The sequence below is a fragment of the Burkholderia sp. Ac-20353 genome, assembly GCF_017104785.1.
Lineage (GTDB): Bacteria > Pseudomonadota > Gammaproteobacteria > Burkholderiales > Burkholderiaceae > Burkholderia.
Genome location: NZ_JAAGPL010000209.1, coordinates 1 through 14220 on the forward strand (window position 1 = coordinate 1; position 14220 = coordinate 14220).

The window sequence follows — 14220 nt, forward strand, 5'->3', positions numbered from 1 at the left end:
TGCAAGCGCACGGTCGCGTGGTGGCGCTCGGCGATCGGGCGCGGTGCGCGGCATGCGGGCGGCGCGACGGCGCTTACTTGCGCAACTCGACGACGAAGTCGTAGTAGTCGTTCCGGCAATAGGTGTCGGTCAGCTCGATCGCGCGCTGGTCGGCCGTGTAGCCGATCCGGGTGATCAGCAGCAGTGCGTCGTGCGGTGCGATGCCCATTTGCCGCGCGATCTCGTCAGTCGCGTTGACCGCGCGGAAATGCTGCAGCGCGCGCACGATCGGCGTGCCGCGCGCTTCGAGGTAGCTGTACAGCGAATCGCCGACTGCCTGCGGATCGGGAATCAAGGTCGCAGGGAATGTCGAGTTCTCGACGGCCATCACGATGCCGTCCGCGAGGCGCAGGCGTTTCAATCGTGTAACCGACGCCGTCGGCGACAGGCCGAGCTGGATGACTTCGTCGCGATTCGCGGGCTGGATTTCGCGCGCGAGCCATTGCGAGCTCGGCTTGAACCCGAGGCGTTCGACCATCTCGCTGAAGCTCGACAGGCGCGACAGCGGATCCTCGTAGCGCGGCTGGATGAAATTGCCCGCGCCTTGCGTGCGCCGGATCATCCCTTGCTCGACGAGGAGCGCAATCGCCTTGCGCGCGGTGATGCGCGACACGCCGAGTGCTTCCGACAGCACGCGCTCGGACGGCAACGCTTCGCCGGCCGTCCAGCGGTTGTCGTGAATCGCTTCGCCGAGCTTGCGGGCGAGCTGCAGATAGAGCGGGGTGTCGTTGTCCGGGTCGGGGCGCAGGTCCTGCCAGCGGTCGTCCGTCGTTGCCTTCATGGAATGGTTGTCGATCAGGTTGCGGCCATTCTAAGTCATCATGCGGCGCCGTTATAGCCGGTTTTTGCCGTGCAACAGTCGGTCGCGGCGCCGAATGGCTACACTGATGCGTCGTATTCGATGCCATTGCCGCCGTGCGCGGCCACGTTTTTCGCAGCGAGGAACGCATGACAGACACGATCGCCACGGTCGTCCTGCCTGACGGCGAGACGATCCCGAAGCTCGGGCAGGGGACCTGGGAGATGGGCGAGCATCCGTCCCGCCGCGCGGACGAGATCGCCGCGCTGCGCGAGGGCGTCGCGCTCGGGATGACGCTGATCGATACCGCGGAGATGTACGGCGAAGGTGCGACCGAGGACCTCGTCGGCGAGGCGCTCGCCGGTTTGCGCGACGACGTGTTCCTGGTCAGCAAGGTGTACCCGCATCATGCGGGCCGCCGGGGTGTCGTGGCGGCATGCGACGCGAGCCTCAAGCGCCTGCGCACCGATCGTCTGGATCTCTATCTGTTGCACTGGCGCGGCTCGGTGCCGCTCGCGGAGATGGTCGAAGGGTTCGAGGCGCTACGTCGCGCGGGCAAGATCCGCCACTGGGGCGTGAGCAATTTCGACACGGCCGACATGGAAGAACTCGTCGACGAAGCGGGCGGCGCCGCGTGCGCGACCAACCAGATTCTCTACAACATCGCGCGGCGCGGTGCGGCGTTCGACCTGCTGCCGTGGCTTGCCGCGCGCCGGATGCCGGCGATGGCCTATAGCCCGGTCGATCACGCACGCCTGCCGAAACATTCGCCGCTCGACGAGATCGCACGGTTGCGCGGCGTATCGGTGATGCGCGTCGCGCTCGCGTGGGTGCTCGCGCAGCCGGGCGTGTTTGCGATCCCGAAGGCGGCGCGGATCGAGCACGTGCGCGACAACCGCGCCGCGCTCGATCTCGTGTTGAGCGATGACGAGCGCGCGCAGCTTGACGCGTATTTCCGTCCGCCACGCAGCAAACGCGCGCTCGAAATGCTCTGACCTTTGCAGCGCCGGGCGGCGCTGCGCGGGTCAGTGGCCGTTCCCGTTCCCGTTCCCGTTCCCGTTGCCATGGCCACCGCCGTTGCCATGGCCGCCGTTGCTGCCGCCATTGCCGTTGCCGTTGCCAACGCCGTTCGCGCCACCGTTGCCGGCGCCACCACTGCCGTTGCCATTGCCGTTGCCGCCACCGTTGCCATGGCCGCCGTTGCCGCGGCCGCCATTGCTGCCACCGTTGCCGTTGCCATTGCCGACGCCGTTGGCACCGCCGTTTCCGGCACCGCCACTACCGTTGCCATTGCCGTTACCGCCGCCGTTGCCGTGGCCGCCGTTGCCATTGCCACCGCCGTTGGCACCACCGTTTCCAGCACCGCCGCCGCCGTTACCATTACCGTTGCCGCCGCCATTGCCGTGGCCACCGTTGCCATTGCCGACGCCGTTGGCACCGCCGTTTCCAGCACCGCCGCTGCCTGTGCCATTACCGTTACCGCCGCCGTTGCCGTGGCCACCGTTGCCATGGCCGTTGCCGCCGCCGTTACCGTCGCCACTGCCGCCGCCATTGCCGTGGCCGCCGTTACCGCCGCCGTCGCCACTGCCGCCGCCATTGCCGTGGCCGCCGCTACCGCCGCCGTCGCCACTGCCGCCGCCATTGCCGTGGCCGCCGTTACCGCCGCCGTCGCCACTGCCGCCGCCATTGCCGTGGCCACCGTTACCGCCGCCGTCGCCACTGCCGCCACCACCTCCGTTGCCGTGACCACCGCCGCTGCTGTGACCACCGCCGTCACCGTCACCGCCGCCGTCACCGCCTCCGTGGCCTCCATGTCCGCCATGGCCTCCGCAGCCACAGTCGCCGCCACCCGAAGTACCGCCACCCGAAGTGCCGCCACCGGAAGTGCCGCCACCGGAAGTGCCGCCACCGGAAGTACCGCCACCGGAGGTGCCGCCACCGGAGGTGCCGCCGCCCGAAGTGCCGCCGCCCGAAGTGCCGCCACCGGAAGTGCCGCCACCGGAAGTGCCGCCACCGGAAGTGCCGCCACCGGAAGTGCCGCCACCGGAAGTGCCGCCACCGGAAGTGCCGCCACCCGAAGTGCCGCCACCCGAAGTGCCGCCACCCGAAGTGCCGCCACCCGAAGTGCCGCCACCCGAAGTGCCGCCACCCGAAGTACCGCCACCCGAAGTACCGCCACCCGAAGTACCGCCACCCGACGTTCCACCACCAGATCCACCGTTGCCCGATGCGTTACCCGCGGAGTTACCGCCCCGGCCATTGCCGCTCGTGCCGCCGGAAGTCGAACCTGTCGTCCCGCCGACCGCGGTGCCGGCGGGCCCGACGGTGCCATTCCCGTTGTTCCCGTTGCTGCTGCTTCCGCTGCCGCTGCCCGGGTTGCCGCCACTTCCGATTCCGCTCCCGCCGTTGCCGCCCACGCCGCCGGCAAGATGAGAGCCGGGTCCGCACGCCATCGAATCGGCCGAACACGGCGACGCCAGTTCGGCGAGCAACTGCGTGACGTCCGTATTGGCGGACGCATCGGGCATCGCATCAGGCATCGCATCAGTCATCGCGTTCTGCGCGACCTGCAACGGCGCGGCGATCGGCGCCATGCTGCGCGACTGCCCGTCGGCGAGCGTGGTGGGCGTAGTCTCTTGCGCGAGCGCATATGACCCGCAGCAGCACGCGAACGCGGCTGCTGCCAGCAAGGTCGCGCGATAGCATCGTCCCGCCGCGCGGAACGGCTTTTTCGTCTTGTGCATCTTTGGCCTCCCAAAGCGCGCGCAGACCCCGTCGCCGCGCGGCTATTCGCGTGTGGTGCCCAGGGGCCAGAAGATGCGTTGTCGTTTCGGCGGCCGATTCCGTCAGGGCTGGCGCATGACCAGCCGCAAACGTCGATCGGCACGCGGGCCCGCCGTGCGAACCCTGCTCTGCGAGATCCGTGCCATCGGCCGCTGACGCCCACCGCGCAAGGCGTGAGCATTGCGCGCGAGCGATGCCGAAACGTGGGTGCAGGCTTTTTGTTTCTGAACTGAAACGTCAGAAGGAAGATCAGCGGGCCGGCGCGTCGGCCGCACGCTGCCAGCGGTGGAACAGGATCGATGCGATCCAGCAGGTCAGGAACAGCGCGACGATCCCGTAACCGATCGCGCCGAACCGCTCGCCGACCGCATCGAGTGCATCGCGCACGGGCCCGGTCAGCGCAACCCTGTCGGCGAGCAGCCCGGCTGCTTCGATGCCGCCGATCGCAAGCGCGACGGCCGCAGACACGAACGTGATGCTCGCGTTGTAAAGAAGCTTGCGCTGCGGATCGTCCATCGCCCAGCCGTATGCGTGGATCATCAGCACGTTGTCCGTCGAGTCGATCAACGTCATGCCGGCCATGAAAAGCGCGGGAAACAACAGGATCGCGTAAAGCGGCAGGCCCTGGCTCGCCTGCGCAGCGGCGATCGCGAGCAGGCCGATTTCGGTTGCGGTATCGAAACCGAGCCCGAACAGCACGCCGACCGGATACATGTGCCAGCTTTTCGACACGAACCGGAACAGCGGACGCAGCAGGCGTGCGACGAAGCCGGCCGGCCGGTGCGTGTGCACGGCGTCGGCCCCGTCCGGCGCGCGCCGGCGGTAGCGTCGCCATACGTCGCGCAGGATCGCGAGGTTCACGCCGGCGAGCACGAGCAGGAAGGTCGCGGACACGGCCGAGCCGAGCGTGCCGCCGATGTCGCGAAACGCGTCGAAGCGCGCGCGCAGCGCGAACGCGGTCAGCGCGACGCCGAGCGTCGCGGCGACGACGATCGTCGAATGGCCGAGCGAGAAGAACAGGCCGACGGTCAGCGGACGCTGTCCGTGCTGCATCAGCTTGCGGGTTGCGACGTCGATTGCGGCGATGTGATCGGCATCGACCGCATGGCGCAAGCCGAGTCCATACGCGATCGCCGCCGTGCCGAGCAGGAGCGGCCGATCGCGCAGCGCTACGAGCGCCCACAGCCAGACGGCGGCGTTGGCGGCGAGCAGTCCCGCATAGAGCATCAGCAGGCGGCGCAGGGCAGGGCGGAGCGGCATCGGCGTGGATTCGTCTGATGGTATGCCGCGCATTGTGTCACGGGCAAAAATGCGCGGTCGGCCGGTTCACGGATCGGTGTGAAGAACAAAAAAAGCCCGTCCGCGAACGGACGGGCTTCGGGTGCGGCCTTGGCCGGCGTTACCGCGTGTCGGTGCGCTTCGCGTTGATCACCGCCTCCGACACGTTCGTCGGCGTCTCCGCGTAGTGCTTGAACTCCATCGTGTACGTGGCGCGACCCTGGGTCGCCGAACGCAGCGACGTCGAGTAGCCGAACATCTCCGCGAGCGGCACTTCGGCGCGCACGAGCTTGCCGCCGCCGCCCGCGATGTCCTCCATCCCCTGCACGATGCCGCGCCGGCTCGACAGGTCGCCCATCACGTTGCCCATGAAGTCCTCGGGCGTCTCGACCTCGACCGCCATCATCGGCTCGAGCAGCACCGGCTTCGCGCGGCGCATCGCTTCCTTGAACGCCATCGAGCCGGCCATCCGGAACGCGTTTTCGTTCGAGTCGACGTCGTGGTACGAGCCGAACGTCAGGTGCACCTTCACGTCGACGACCGGATAGCCCGCGAGCACGCCGCTCTTCAGTGTTTCCTCGATGCCCTTGTTGACCGCCGGGATGAATTCGCGCGGAATCACGCCACCCTTGATCTCGTCGAGGAATTCATAGCCCTTGCCGGGGTTCGGCTCGAGCTTGATCACCGCGTGGCCGTACTGGCCGCGGCCGCCCGACTGCTTGACGAACTTGCCCTCGACGTCGTCGGCCACCGTGCGCACCGTCTCGCGATACGCGACCTGCGGCTTGCCGACTGTCGCCTCGACGCCGAACTCGCGCTTCATCCGGTCGACGATGATCTCGAGGTGCAGTTCACCCATCCCGGAGATGATCGTCTGGCCCGATTCCTCGTCGGTCTGCACGCGGAACGACGGGTCTTCCTGCGCGAGACGGTTCAGCGCGAGGCCCATCTTTTCCTGGTCGGCCTTGGTCTTCGGCTCGACCGCCTGCGAGATCACCGGCTCCGGGAATTCCATCTTCTCGAGGATGATCGGCTTCACTGGATCGCACAGCGTGTCGCCCGTCGTCGCTTCCTTCAGGCCGACCGCGGCTGCGATGTCGCCCGCGCGCACCTCCTTGATTTCCTTGCGCTCGTTCGCATGCATCTGCAGGATCCGGCCGAGGCGTTCCTTCTTGTCCTTGGTCGGGTTCAGCACCGTGTCGCCCGAGTTGACGACGCCCGAATACACGCGGAAGAAGATCAGCTGGCCGACGAACGGGTCCGTCATGATCTTGAACGCGAGCGCCGAGAACGGCTCGTCGTCGCTCGGATGACGCTCCGCTTCCTTGTCGTCGAGGGTGTGGCCGAGGATCGCGGGCACGTCGACGGGCGACGGCAGATAGTCGATCACCGCGTCGAGCATCGCCTGCACGCCCTTGTTCTTGAACGCGCTGCCGCACAGCATCGGCACGATCTCGTTCGCGATCGTGCGCTTGCGCAGCGCGGCCTTGATCTCTTCCTCGGTCAGCGAGTTGTGGTCGGTCAGGTATTTCTCGAGCAACTCCTCGCTGGCCTCGGCCGCAGCCTCGACCATCTTCTCGCGCCATTCGTGCGCGAGTTCGACGAGGTTCGCCGGGATGTCCTCGTACGCGAACTTCACACCCTGGCTCTCGTCGTCCCACACGATCGCCTTCATCTTCACGAGATCGACGACGCCCTGGAAATGGTCTTCCGCGCCGACCGGAATCTGGATCGGCACGGCGATGCCCTTCAGGCGCTCGCCAATCTGCCGCTGCACGCGGAAGAAATCGGCGCCGACGCGGTCCATCTTGTTGACGAACGCGATGCGCGGCACCTTGTACTTGTTCGCCTGGCGCCACACGGTTTCCGACTGCGGCTGCACGCCGCCGACCGAATCGTAGACCATGCACGCGCCGTCGAGCACGCGCATCGAACGCTCGACCTCGATCGTGAAATCGACGTGCCCGGGGGTGTCGATGATGTTGATCCGGTGTTCCGGATAATTGCCGGCCATGCCCTTCCAGAAGGCCGTGGTCGCGGCCGACGTGATCGTGATGCCGCGTTCCTGCTCCTGCTCCATCCAGTCCATCGTGGCCGCGCCGTCGTGCACTTCGCCGATCTTGTGGCTCACGCCGGTATAGAACAGGATGCGTTCGGTAGTCGTGGTTTTGCCGGCATCGATGTGAGCGCTGATCCCGATATTGCGATAGCGCTCGATGGGGGTTTTGCGGGGCACGTGAACCTCCAGTGGTTCGGGTCGTAAGCCGGCCGGCGGCGCCGGACCGGGGAAATCAGTTGAGATTTAAAGGATAGCGCTTGCGTGTGGCTTTTGCAGATGCGGGCCGCGCGCCCGGAATCAAGACGGGCGGCGGGCGAAAAAAAGCCGGCACGCGCAGGGCGGCCGGCCGGTGGACACGCGCGGCGTCGCGCCGCGGCAGGTGCCGTCACTGCGGTTGCGGCAGCCCGTCGAGCTTCATGCCGGGCTTGATGCCCTTCGCGGCGAACCAGCCCTTGCTCATTTCGAGTGCATACACGCCGTTGTTGCGCGGGCAGTGGTTGTCGGTCGTCTCGGCCTTCATCTCGTCGATGTCGGTGATCGTGCCGTCCGCGCGGATGAACGCGATCGACAGCGGGATCAGCGTGTTCTTCATCCAGAAGCAATGCACGGCGTTCTCGTTGAACACGAACAGCATCCCTTCGTTCGGCGCGAGCTGCGAGCGGAACATCAGCCCCTGTTCGCGATCGGCGTCGTTGGCCGCGACGGCCGCATCGATCACGTACATGCCGGCGCGCAGCTTGACGCGCGGGAACTCGCTCGGCTGCTTGGCACCGGGCGGCATCTGCGCGACGGCGGATTGCATGCCGAGCGCGGCAACGGCGAGCGCGGCAGGGAACACGGCGGCGCGCGCAAGGCGGCCGAGCGACGAGCGCAGGGAGAATCGCACAGCAGGGCTCCTTTCGGAAAATCGAGACCCGCATGTTACGCGATGCGTATACGCGTATTGGCGGGCACAAAAAAGAAAAAGGCAGATCGCCTTGCGGTGACCTGCCTTTCAACGCCGTAAGAACGGCAACAACGTGTTCTTGACTGCGTTATTTTTACAGCTTGCTTACTTAGTTCGAAGCAGCTGCCGGTGCTTCGGCTTCGCTAGCTGCCTTCTTCGCTGCGTGGTGCTTCTTAGCAGCGTGGTGCTTCTTGTGCGTTGCCTTCTTAGCCGGTGCCGAAGCAGCTTCTGCCGGAGCAGCAGCGGCCGGAGCAGCTGCCGGTGCCGAAGCTTGTGCGAAAGCTGCCGTTGCGAAGAGACCAGCGACCAGAGCGGCGATCAGTTTGTTCATGTTGTGTTCCTCAGCTTTAGTTAATTAACCAAATGACCCGGCATAGGAGTCATGACGTCTAACGGTGCCATCCACCTTTCGGTTGACAGACGCTTTGAGAAATTTCTCTTTGCGCTGCGGGCGCCGAATCGTATTCGAAAAAAACGTCGCTTTCGTGACGCAAACGCGGTTCGGCTGCCAATGCCGGATAGCTCTGGTTGGCATCTGCGTGGTTTAACGCGCGATCTTCGCAGGCGGTTGACGAAAAAATTCGCGCATCGAAGAAATGTCATTCGATGCGCGCGAAACCGTCCCAGGGTGCACGCGGCGGCAGTGCGATTGTTTCTCCTGGAGCAATGCCGAGCGCGAATATATCCAGCGAGCCGATGCCGACGCGCACGAGACGCAAGGTCGGAAAGCCGACCGCAGCCGTCATCCGGCGCACCTGGCGGTTCTTGCCTTCGGTGATCGCGAGCTCGATCCACGTGGTCGGAATCGCCGCACGGAAGCGGATCGGCGGGTTGCGCGGCCACAGCGCGGCGGGCGGCTCGATGAATTCGGCGCGGCACGGGCGCGTCACATAGTCGCCGAGATCGACGCCGCGCGCGAGCGCCTTCAGGTCGGCCGGGCCCGGTGCGCCGTCGACCTGCGCCCAGTAGCGCTTGACGAGCTTGTGGCGGGGTTCGGCGATGCGGGCCTGCAGCGCGCCATCGTCGGTGAGCAGCAGCAGCCCCTCGCTGTCCGCGTCGAGCCGGCCGGCGGCGTAGACGCCGGGCGTTTTTACCCAGTCGCCGAGCGACGGCCGCGTCTCGTGCGCGGAAAACTGGCAAATCGTGCCGAACGGCTTGTTGAGGGCGATCAGGGTCATGGCGGAACGCGCCCGGCACACCAGAGGGGCGGCGCGGGCAGTCTATGGCAAATGGCGGAATCTTAATGCATAATACGGAACGCCAAGTCCTCTGTCTTATATAAGACATAAGGGGGGATTTGATACGCAGCGCCGCGCTTCGCGCCGCCGTGCCCGATAGGGGCGCTAGAATAGCGGCTCACTGCAGCAGTCACGGGAGCGACCATGCCGCACTCCCGTCACGCGCAGCTTTCGACCAGCCTTACCTGCTCAGCCACGTCACTGGAGTCGACCATGCCGTATCAGCACATCAAGGTTCCGGAGGGCGGTGACAAGATCACCGTCAACAAGGATTACACGCTCAACGTTTCCGAGCAGCCGATCATTCCCTATATCGAAGGCGACGGTACGGGCTTCGATATCACCCCGGTCATGATCAAGGTTGTCGATGCGGCGGTCGAACGGGCGTACAAGGGCAAGCGCAAGATCCACTGGATGGAGATCTACGCGGGCGAGAAGGCGACGAAAGTCTACGGCCCGGACGTGTGGCTGCCGGACGAGACGCTGCAGGTGCTGAAGGAATACGTGGTGTCGATCAAGGGGCCGCTGACGACCCCGGTCGGCGGCGGCATCCGCTCGCTGAACGTCGCGCTGCGCCAGGAGCTCGACCTGTACGTGTGCCTGCGCCCGGTCCAGTACTTCAAGGGCGTGCCGTCGCCGGTGCGCGAGCCGCACAAGATCGACATGGTGATCTTCCGCGAGAACTCGGAAGACATCTACGCGGGCATCGAGTGGGCGGCCGAGTCGGAGCAGGCGAAGAAGGTCATCAAGTTCCTGCAGGAAGAGATGGGCGTGAAGAAGATCCGCTTCCCGGAAACCTCGGGGATCGGCGTCAAGCCCGTGTCGACGGAAGGCACCGAGCGTCTCGTGCGCAAGGCGATCCAGTACGCGATCGACAACGACCGCAAGTCGGTCACGCTGGTGCACAAGGGCAACATCATGAAGTTCACGGAAGGCCTGTTCCGTGACGCCGGCTACGCGCTCGCGCAGAAGGAGTTCGGCGGCGAGCTGATCGACGGCGGCCCGTGGATGCGCGTGAAGAACCCGAAGACGGGCGCCGAGATCGTGATCAAGGATTCGATCGCCGACGCGTTCCTGCAGCAGATCCTGCTGCGCCCGGCCGAATACGACGTGATCGCGACGCTGAACCTGAACGGCGACTACATCTCCGACGCGCTCGCCGCGCAGGTCGGCGGCATCGGCATCGCACCGGGCGCGAACCTGTCGGATTCGGTCGCGATGTTCGAGGCGACGCACGGCACCGCGCCGAAGTACGCGGGCAAGGATTACGTGAACCCGGGTTCCGAGATCCTGTCGGCCGAAATGATGCTGCGCCACCTCGGCTGGACCGAAGCGGCGGACGTGATCATCGCCGCGATGGAAAAGTCGATCCAGCAGAAGCGCGTCACGTACGACTTCGCGCGCCTGATGGAAGGCGCGACGCAGGTGTCGTGCTCGGGCTTCGGCGAAGTGCTGATCGAGAACATGTAAGTCCCTCCGGGGTGGGCCGGCGCGTGGCCGGCCGCCCCGGTGCCTGCTGCCGGCGCCGGGGTGTTTCGCCGAAGTGTTTTGTAAATGGCAGGTTTGGCAGGGCGGTCCGGTGCCGGCAAACACGACGCCGCATCGCGGCCCGCGTGCCCTGCAAGGTAGAACATGACGGCCCAGGCAACACCCGCGCCCGGCTAGGCGCGCGCTTCCCTCCGCGACCGACCCGGTCGCCCTCCCGCCGGTTACCCCCGGCGATCTTCAGTCCCACAATCACGTAGCAACGCATCGACCATGTCCACTTCGCCCAAGATCATCTACACCCTCACCGACGAAGCGCCGGCGCTCGCGACCTACTCGCTGCTGCCGATCGTCAAGGCCTTCACGCGTTCGTCCGGCGTCGCCGTCGAAACGCGCGACATCTCGCTCGCCGGCCGCATCATCGCCGCGTTCGCGGACGTCCTGCCGTCCGAGCAGAAGGGTTCGGACGATCTGGCCGAACTGGGCCAGCTCACGCTGAAGCCGGAAGCGAACATCATCAAGCTGCCGAACATCAGCGCATCGGTGCCGCAGCTGAAGGCCGCGATTGCCGAACTGCAGGCACAGGGCTACAAGCTGCCGGCCTATCCGGAAGAGCCGTCGACCGACGAAGAGAAGGCCATCAAGGCCCGTTACGACAAGATCAAGGGCAGCGCGGTGAACCCGGTGCTGCGCGAAGGTAACTCGGACCGCCGCGCGCCGCTGTCGGTCAAGAACTACGCGCGCAAGCATCCGCACAAGATGGGCGCGTGGAAGGCCGACTCGAAGGCGCACGTCGCGCACATGAGCGAAGGCGACTTCTACGGCAGCGAGAAGTCGGCGCTGATCGCCGAGCCCGGCAGCGTGAAGATCGCGCTGACGAAGGCCGACGGCACGACGCAGGTGCTGAAGGAAAAGACGGCCGTCAAGGCCGGCGAGATCATCGATTCGTCGGTGATGAGCAAGAAGGCGCTGCGCAGCTTCCTCGAAGCGCAGATCGCCGACGCGAAGGCGCAGGGCGTGCTGTTCTCGGTGCACCTGAAGGCGACGATGATGAAGGTCTCGGACCCGATCCTGTTCGGCCACGCGGTGTCGGTGTACTACCAGGACGCGCTCGCGAAGCACGCGGACGTGCTCGCGCAGGCCGGCTTCAACCCGAACAACGGCATCGGCGACCTGTACGCGCGTCTGAAGGAGCTGCCGGCCGACACGCGTGAAGCGATCGAAGCCGACATCAAGGCCGTGTACGCAGTGCGTCCGCGCGTTGCGATGGTCAACTCCGACAAGGGCATCACGAACCTGCACGTGCCGAGCGACGTGATCGTCGATGCGTCGATGCCGGCGATGATCCGCGAGTCGGGCTGCATGTGGGGCCCGGACGGTGAACTGTACGACGCGAAGGCCGTGATTCCGGACCGCTGCTACGCGGGCGTCTACCAGGCCGTCATCGAAGCTTGCAAGCAGCACGGCGCGTTCGATCCGGTCACGATGGGCAGCGTGCCGAACGTCGGCCTGATGGCGCAGGCGGCGGAAGAATACGGTTCGCATGACAAGACGTTCGAGATCGCGGCGGACGGCGTCGTGCGCGTGACCGATGAAGCGGGCAACGTGCTGCTCGAGCACGCGGTCGAAGCGGGCGACATCTGGCGCATGTGCCAGGCCAAGGATGCGCCGATCCAGGACTGGGTGAAGCTCGCGGTGAACCGCGCACGCGCGACCGGCGCGCCGGCCGTGTTCTGGCTCGATCCGGCGCGCGCACACGACGCGCAGGTCATCGCGAAGGTCGAGCGCTACCTGAAGGATCACGACACGAACGGCCTCGACATCCGCGTGATGACGCCGGTCGACGCGACCCGCTTCTCGCTCGAGCGCATCCGCGCGGGCCAGGACACGATCTCGGTGACGGGCAACGTGCTGCGCGACTACCTGACCGACCTGTTCCCGATCATGGAACTCGGCACCAGCGCGAAGATGCTGTCGATCGTGCCGCTGATGGCAGGTGGCGGCATGTTCGAAACGGGCGCAGGCGGTTCCGCGCCGAAGCACGTGCAGCAGTTCGTCGAAGAGGGTTTCCTGCGCTGGGATTCGCTCGGCGAATTCCTCGCGCTTGCTGCATCGCTCGAGCACCTCGGTCACGCGTACCAGAACCCGAAGGCGCTCGTGCTCGCGAAGACGCTCGACCAGGCCACCGGCAAGTTCCTCGACGAGAACAAGTCGCCGGCGCGCAAGGTCGGCGGCCTCGACAACCGCGGCAGCCACTTCTACCTGTGCCTGTACTGGGCGCAGGCGCTTGCCGAGCAGACCGAAGACGCCGCGCTGCAGGCGCAGTTCGGTGGCGTCGCGAAGGCGCTCGCCGACAACGAGGCACGCATCCTCGATGAGCTGTCGGCCGCGCAGGGCAAGCCGATGAACATCGGCGGCTACTATCGCCCGAGCGTTGACCTGACGAGCCAGGCGATGCGTCCGAGCGCGACGCTGAACGGCATCGTCGACGCCGTCGCGTAATATCGCAGGCGGCAGGCGGCACGATCGCACGAAACGGTACGATCGCAGAGTGAGCGACAGGACGGCCTCTCGGCCCGGCTGTCGGTTGAAAGAAAAACGCCCCGGACGCCCGGGGCGTTTTTCGTTGCGGGGCGGCTCAGACGTGGACGATTTCCCATTCCGCGATTTCGTGCGGAACTTCGAGGGTCGCCGTGTCCAGGTCGGACAGTTGCTCGCAATCGCCGCGGGAGATGTGGTCGGCCGCGAGCTCGGGGCACGAGAACGCGCCGAGCAGGGCGTTACCGAACGTCGCTTCCCAGCCGCCATTGCCCGGCAGGATGTAGAACGACCCGAGCGCTGAACCAAAGCGAAATCCCTTCATTTCCGTTCTCCCTTTCTGATCACACGCGTTTCAATTCCGTGGCGCCTGCTGCCGATTCGGCAGACTCCGGCTCGACTGGCTGTTGCGTCGGGTTCGTCGGTGGTCCGTGTCGAACGTCGCTGCGTACCGCCAGTGCATGTGACAAAGTCTACGTCCGTGCCCCTTTCCGATGGTGCGCGTAGAAGCGCGACTCGAAACAAAAATTTATGTTTATAAACAATGGATTATGATTGTCGTTGCGCATTGCGGAACGTATTTTGGCATCGCGAAACAGAAAATTTGTGCCGTGCACCACGAATTTTTATAACGCAGAGACTTATTCCGCATCGTGAAATTTTTCGGGTTCTGCCGACAATGCGCGGTGGTCACGGCAAATCGCGCCGGTGAACGGGGGGGACGGAGGTCCGGCGATTGCAGGGCTGCGGCGTTTCGCCGCTCGACCGGCGCTGCCGATTCTCGATCTGGACGGCCAGTTATGATGACGCGGGTAGCGGAACCGCATGGCGGTCGCGTCGCACCAGCGAACGTAAAAAACGAACGTAAAGAACGAGGACCGATTGATGATACGTAGAGCATTCCTGTCGCGCGCGGTCGGCGTCGCCGTCGCGTCGCTGTTCGCGCGCGGCGCGTGGGCGCAGCACGCGGGCCATGCGGGCATGGCAGACATGGACTCGATGGACGACATGCCTGGCATGTCCGGCATGTCGTCGCACGGCCAGCATGCGAAGG

The 14220-nt window shown here is 65.8% G+C and carries 11 protein-coding genes and 1 pseudogene; 4 read left to right on the forward strand and 8 right to left on the reverse strand.

Features of this window, described 5'->3' with window-relative positions; genetic code table 11:
* Positions 1–73: 73 nt before the first annotated feature.
* Positions 74–820, reverse strand: coding sequence for a GntR family transcriptional regulator (locus G3N94_RS34320; protein WP_205798331.1), 747 nt, complete (start codon positions 818–820; stop codon positions 74–76).
* 167 nt (positions 821–987) lie between these two features.
* Here G3N94_RS34320 and G3N94_RS34325 point away from each other — a divergent pair, with 167 nt between their 5' ends.
* Positions 988–1833, forward strand: a complete 846-nt coding sequence (locus G3N94_RS34325; RefSeq protein ID WP_205798333.1) for an aldo/keto reductase — start codon at positions 988–990, stop codon at positions 1831–1833.
* A gap of 30 nt (positions 1834–1863) precedes the next feature.
* Here the strand turns inward: G3N94_RS34325 and G3N94_RS34330 are convergent, their stop codons facing one another.
* The 6 genes from G3N94_RS34330 to G3N94_RS34355 all read right to left on the reverse strand — a co-directional run bounded on the left by G3N94_RS34330 (position 1864) and on the right by G3N94_RS34355 (position 9083).
* A complete protein-coding gene (locus G3N94_RS34330) occupies positions 1864–3582 on the reverse strand; it encodes a hypothetical protein (protein ID WP_205798335.1) in 1719 nt (572 codons plus the stop codon).
* A 289-nt stretch (positions 3583–3871) separates the two neighbouring features.
* Positions 3872–4882 carry a HoxN/HupN/NixA family nickel/cobalt transporter gene (locus tag G3N94_RS34335; protein WP_205798337.1) on the reverse strand — a complete coding sequence of 337 codons (1011 nt, stop codon included), beginning with the start codon at positions 4880–4882 and terminating at the stop codon, positions 3872–3874.
* 139 nt (positions 4883–5021) lie between these two features.
* The gene (gene fusA / locus G3N94_RS34340; RefSeq protein ID WP_205798339.1) at positions 5022–7136 is read right to left on the reverse strand and encodes an elongation factor G; all 2115 of its coding nucleotides are present in this window, start codon (positions 7134–7136) and stop codon (positions 5022–5024) included.
* A 208-nt stretch (positions 7137–7344) separates the two neighbouring features.
* Positions 7345–7845: a DUF192 domain-containing protein gene (locus G3N94_RS34345; protein WP_205798341.1), complete on the reverse strand. Its 501-nt coding sequence runs from the start codon at positions 7843–7845 to the stop codon at positions 7345–7347.
* A gap of 169 nt (positions 7846–8014) precedes the next feature.
* A complete protein-coding gene (locus G3N94_RS34350) occupies positions 8015–8236 on the reverse strand; it encodes a hypothetical protein (protein WP_205798343.1) in 222 nt (73 codons plus the stop codon).
* A gap of 268 nt (positions 8237–8504) precedes the next feature.
* Positions 8505–9083: a pseudouridine synthase gene (locus G3N94_RS34355; RefSeq protein ID WP_205798345.1), complete on the reverse strand. Its 579-nt coding sequence runs from the start codon at positions 9081–9083 to the stop codon at positions 8505–8507.
* A 273-nt stretch (positions 9084–9356) separates the two neighbouring features.
* Between G3N94_RS34355 and icd the strand changes: the two genes are divergently transcribed.
* Positions 9357–10613, forward strand: a complete 1257-nt coding sequence (icd, locus tag G3N94_RS34360) for an NADP-dependent isocitrate dehydrogenase (RefSeq protein ID WP_205798347.1) — start codon at positions 9357–9359, stop codon at positions 10611–10613.
* A gap of 288 nt (positions 10614–10901) precedes the next feature.
* A complete protein-coding gene (locus tag G3N94_RS34365) occupies positions 10902–13130 on the forward strand; it encodes an NADP-dependent isocitrate dehydrogenase (RefSeq protein ID WP_205798349.1) in 2229 nt (742 codons plus the stop codon).
* Between the two features lie 136 nt (positions 13131–13266).
* Here the strand turns inward: G3N94_RS34365 and G3N94_RS34370 are convergent, their stop codons facing one another.
* Positions 13267–13491, reverse strand: a complete 225-nt coding sequence (locus G3N94_RS34370) for a hypothetical protein (RefSeq protein WP_205798351.1) — start codon at positions 13489–13491, stop codon at positions 13267–13269.
* Positions 13492–14051: 560 nt separating this feature from the next.
* Here G3N94_RS34370 and G3N94_RS42750 point away from each other — a divergent pair.
* Positions 14052–14220: pseudogene (locus tag G3N94_RS42750) on the forward strand (multicopper oxidase family protein); the annotation flags it as partial.

Coding starts and splice junctions, on each gene's coding strand:
- G3N94_RS34370 (WP_205798351.1), bottom strand. CDS start 13,491: ATGAAGGGATTTCGCTTTGGTTCAGCGCTCGGGTCGTTCTACATCCTG.
- G3N94_RS34350 (WP_205798343.1), bottom strand. CDS start 8,236: ATGAACAAACTGATCGCCGCTCTGGTCGCTGGTCTCTTCGCAACGGCA.
- G3N94_RS34325 (WP_205798333.1), top strand. CDS start 988: ATGACAGACACGATCGCCACGGTCGTCCTGCCTGACGGCGAGACGATC.
- G3N94_RS34320 (WP_205798331.1), bottom strand. CDS start 820: ATGAAGGCAACGACGGACGACCGCTGGCAGGACCTGCGCCCCGACCCG.
- G3N94_RS34330 (WP_205798335.1), bottom strand. CDS start 3,582: ATGCACAAGACGAAAAAGCCGTTCCGCGCGGCGGGACGATGCTATCGC.
- G3N94_RS34335 (WP_205798337.1), bottom strand. CDS start 4,882: ATGCCGCTCCGCCCTGCCCTGCGCCGCCTGCTGATGCTCTATGCGGGA.
- G3N94_RS34355 (WP_205798345.1), bottom strand. CDS start 9,083: ATGACCCTGATCGCCCTCAACAAGCCGTTCGGCACGATTTGCCAGTTT.
- icd (WP_205798347.1), top strand. CDS start 9,357: ATGCCGTATCAGCACATCAAGGTTCCGGAGGGCGGTGACAAGATCACC.
- G3N94_RS34365 (WP_205798349.1), top strand. CDS start 10,902: ATGTCCACTTCGCCCAAGATCATCTACACCCTCACCGACGAAGCGCCG.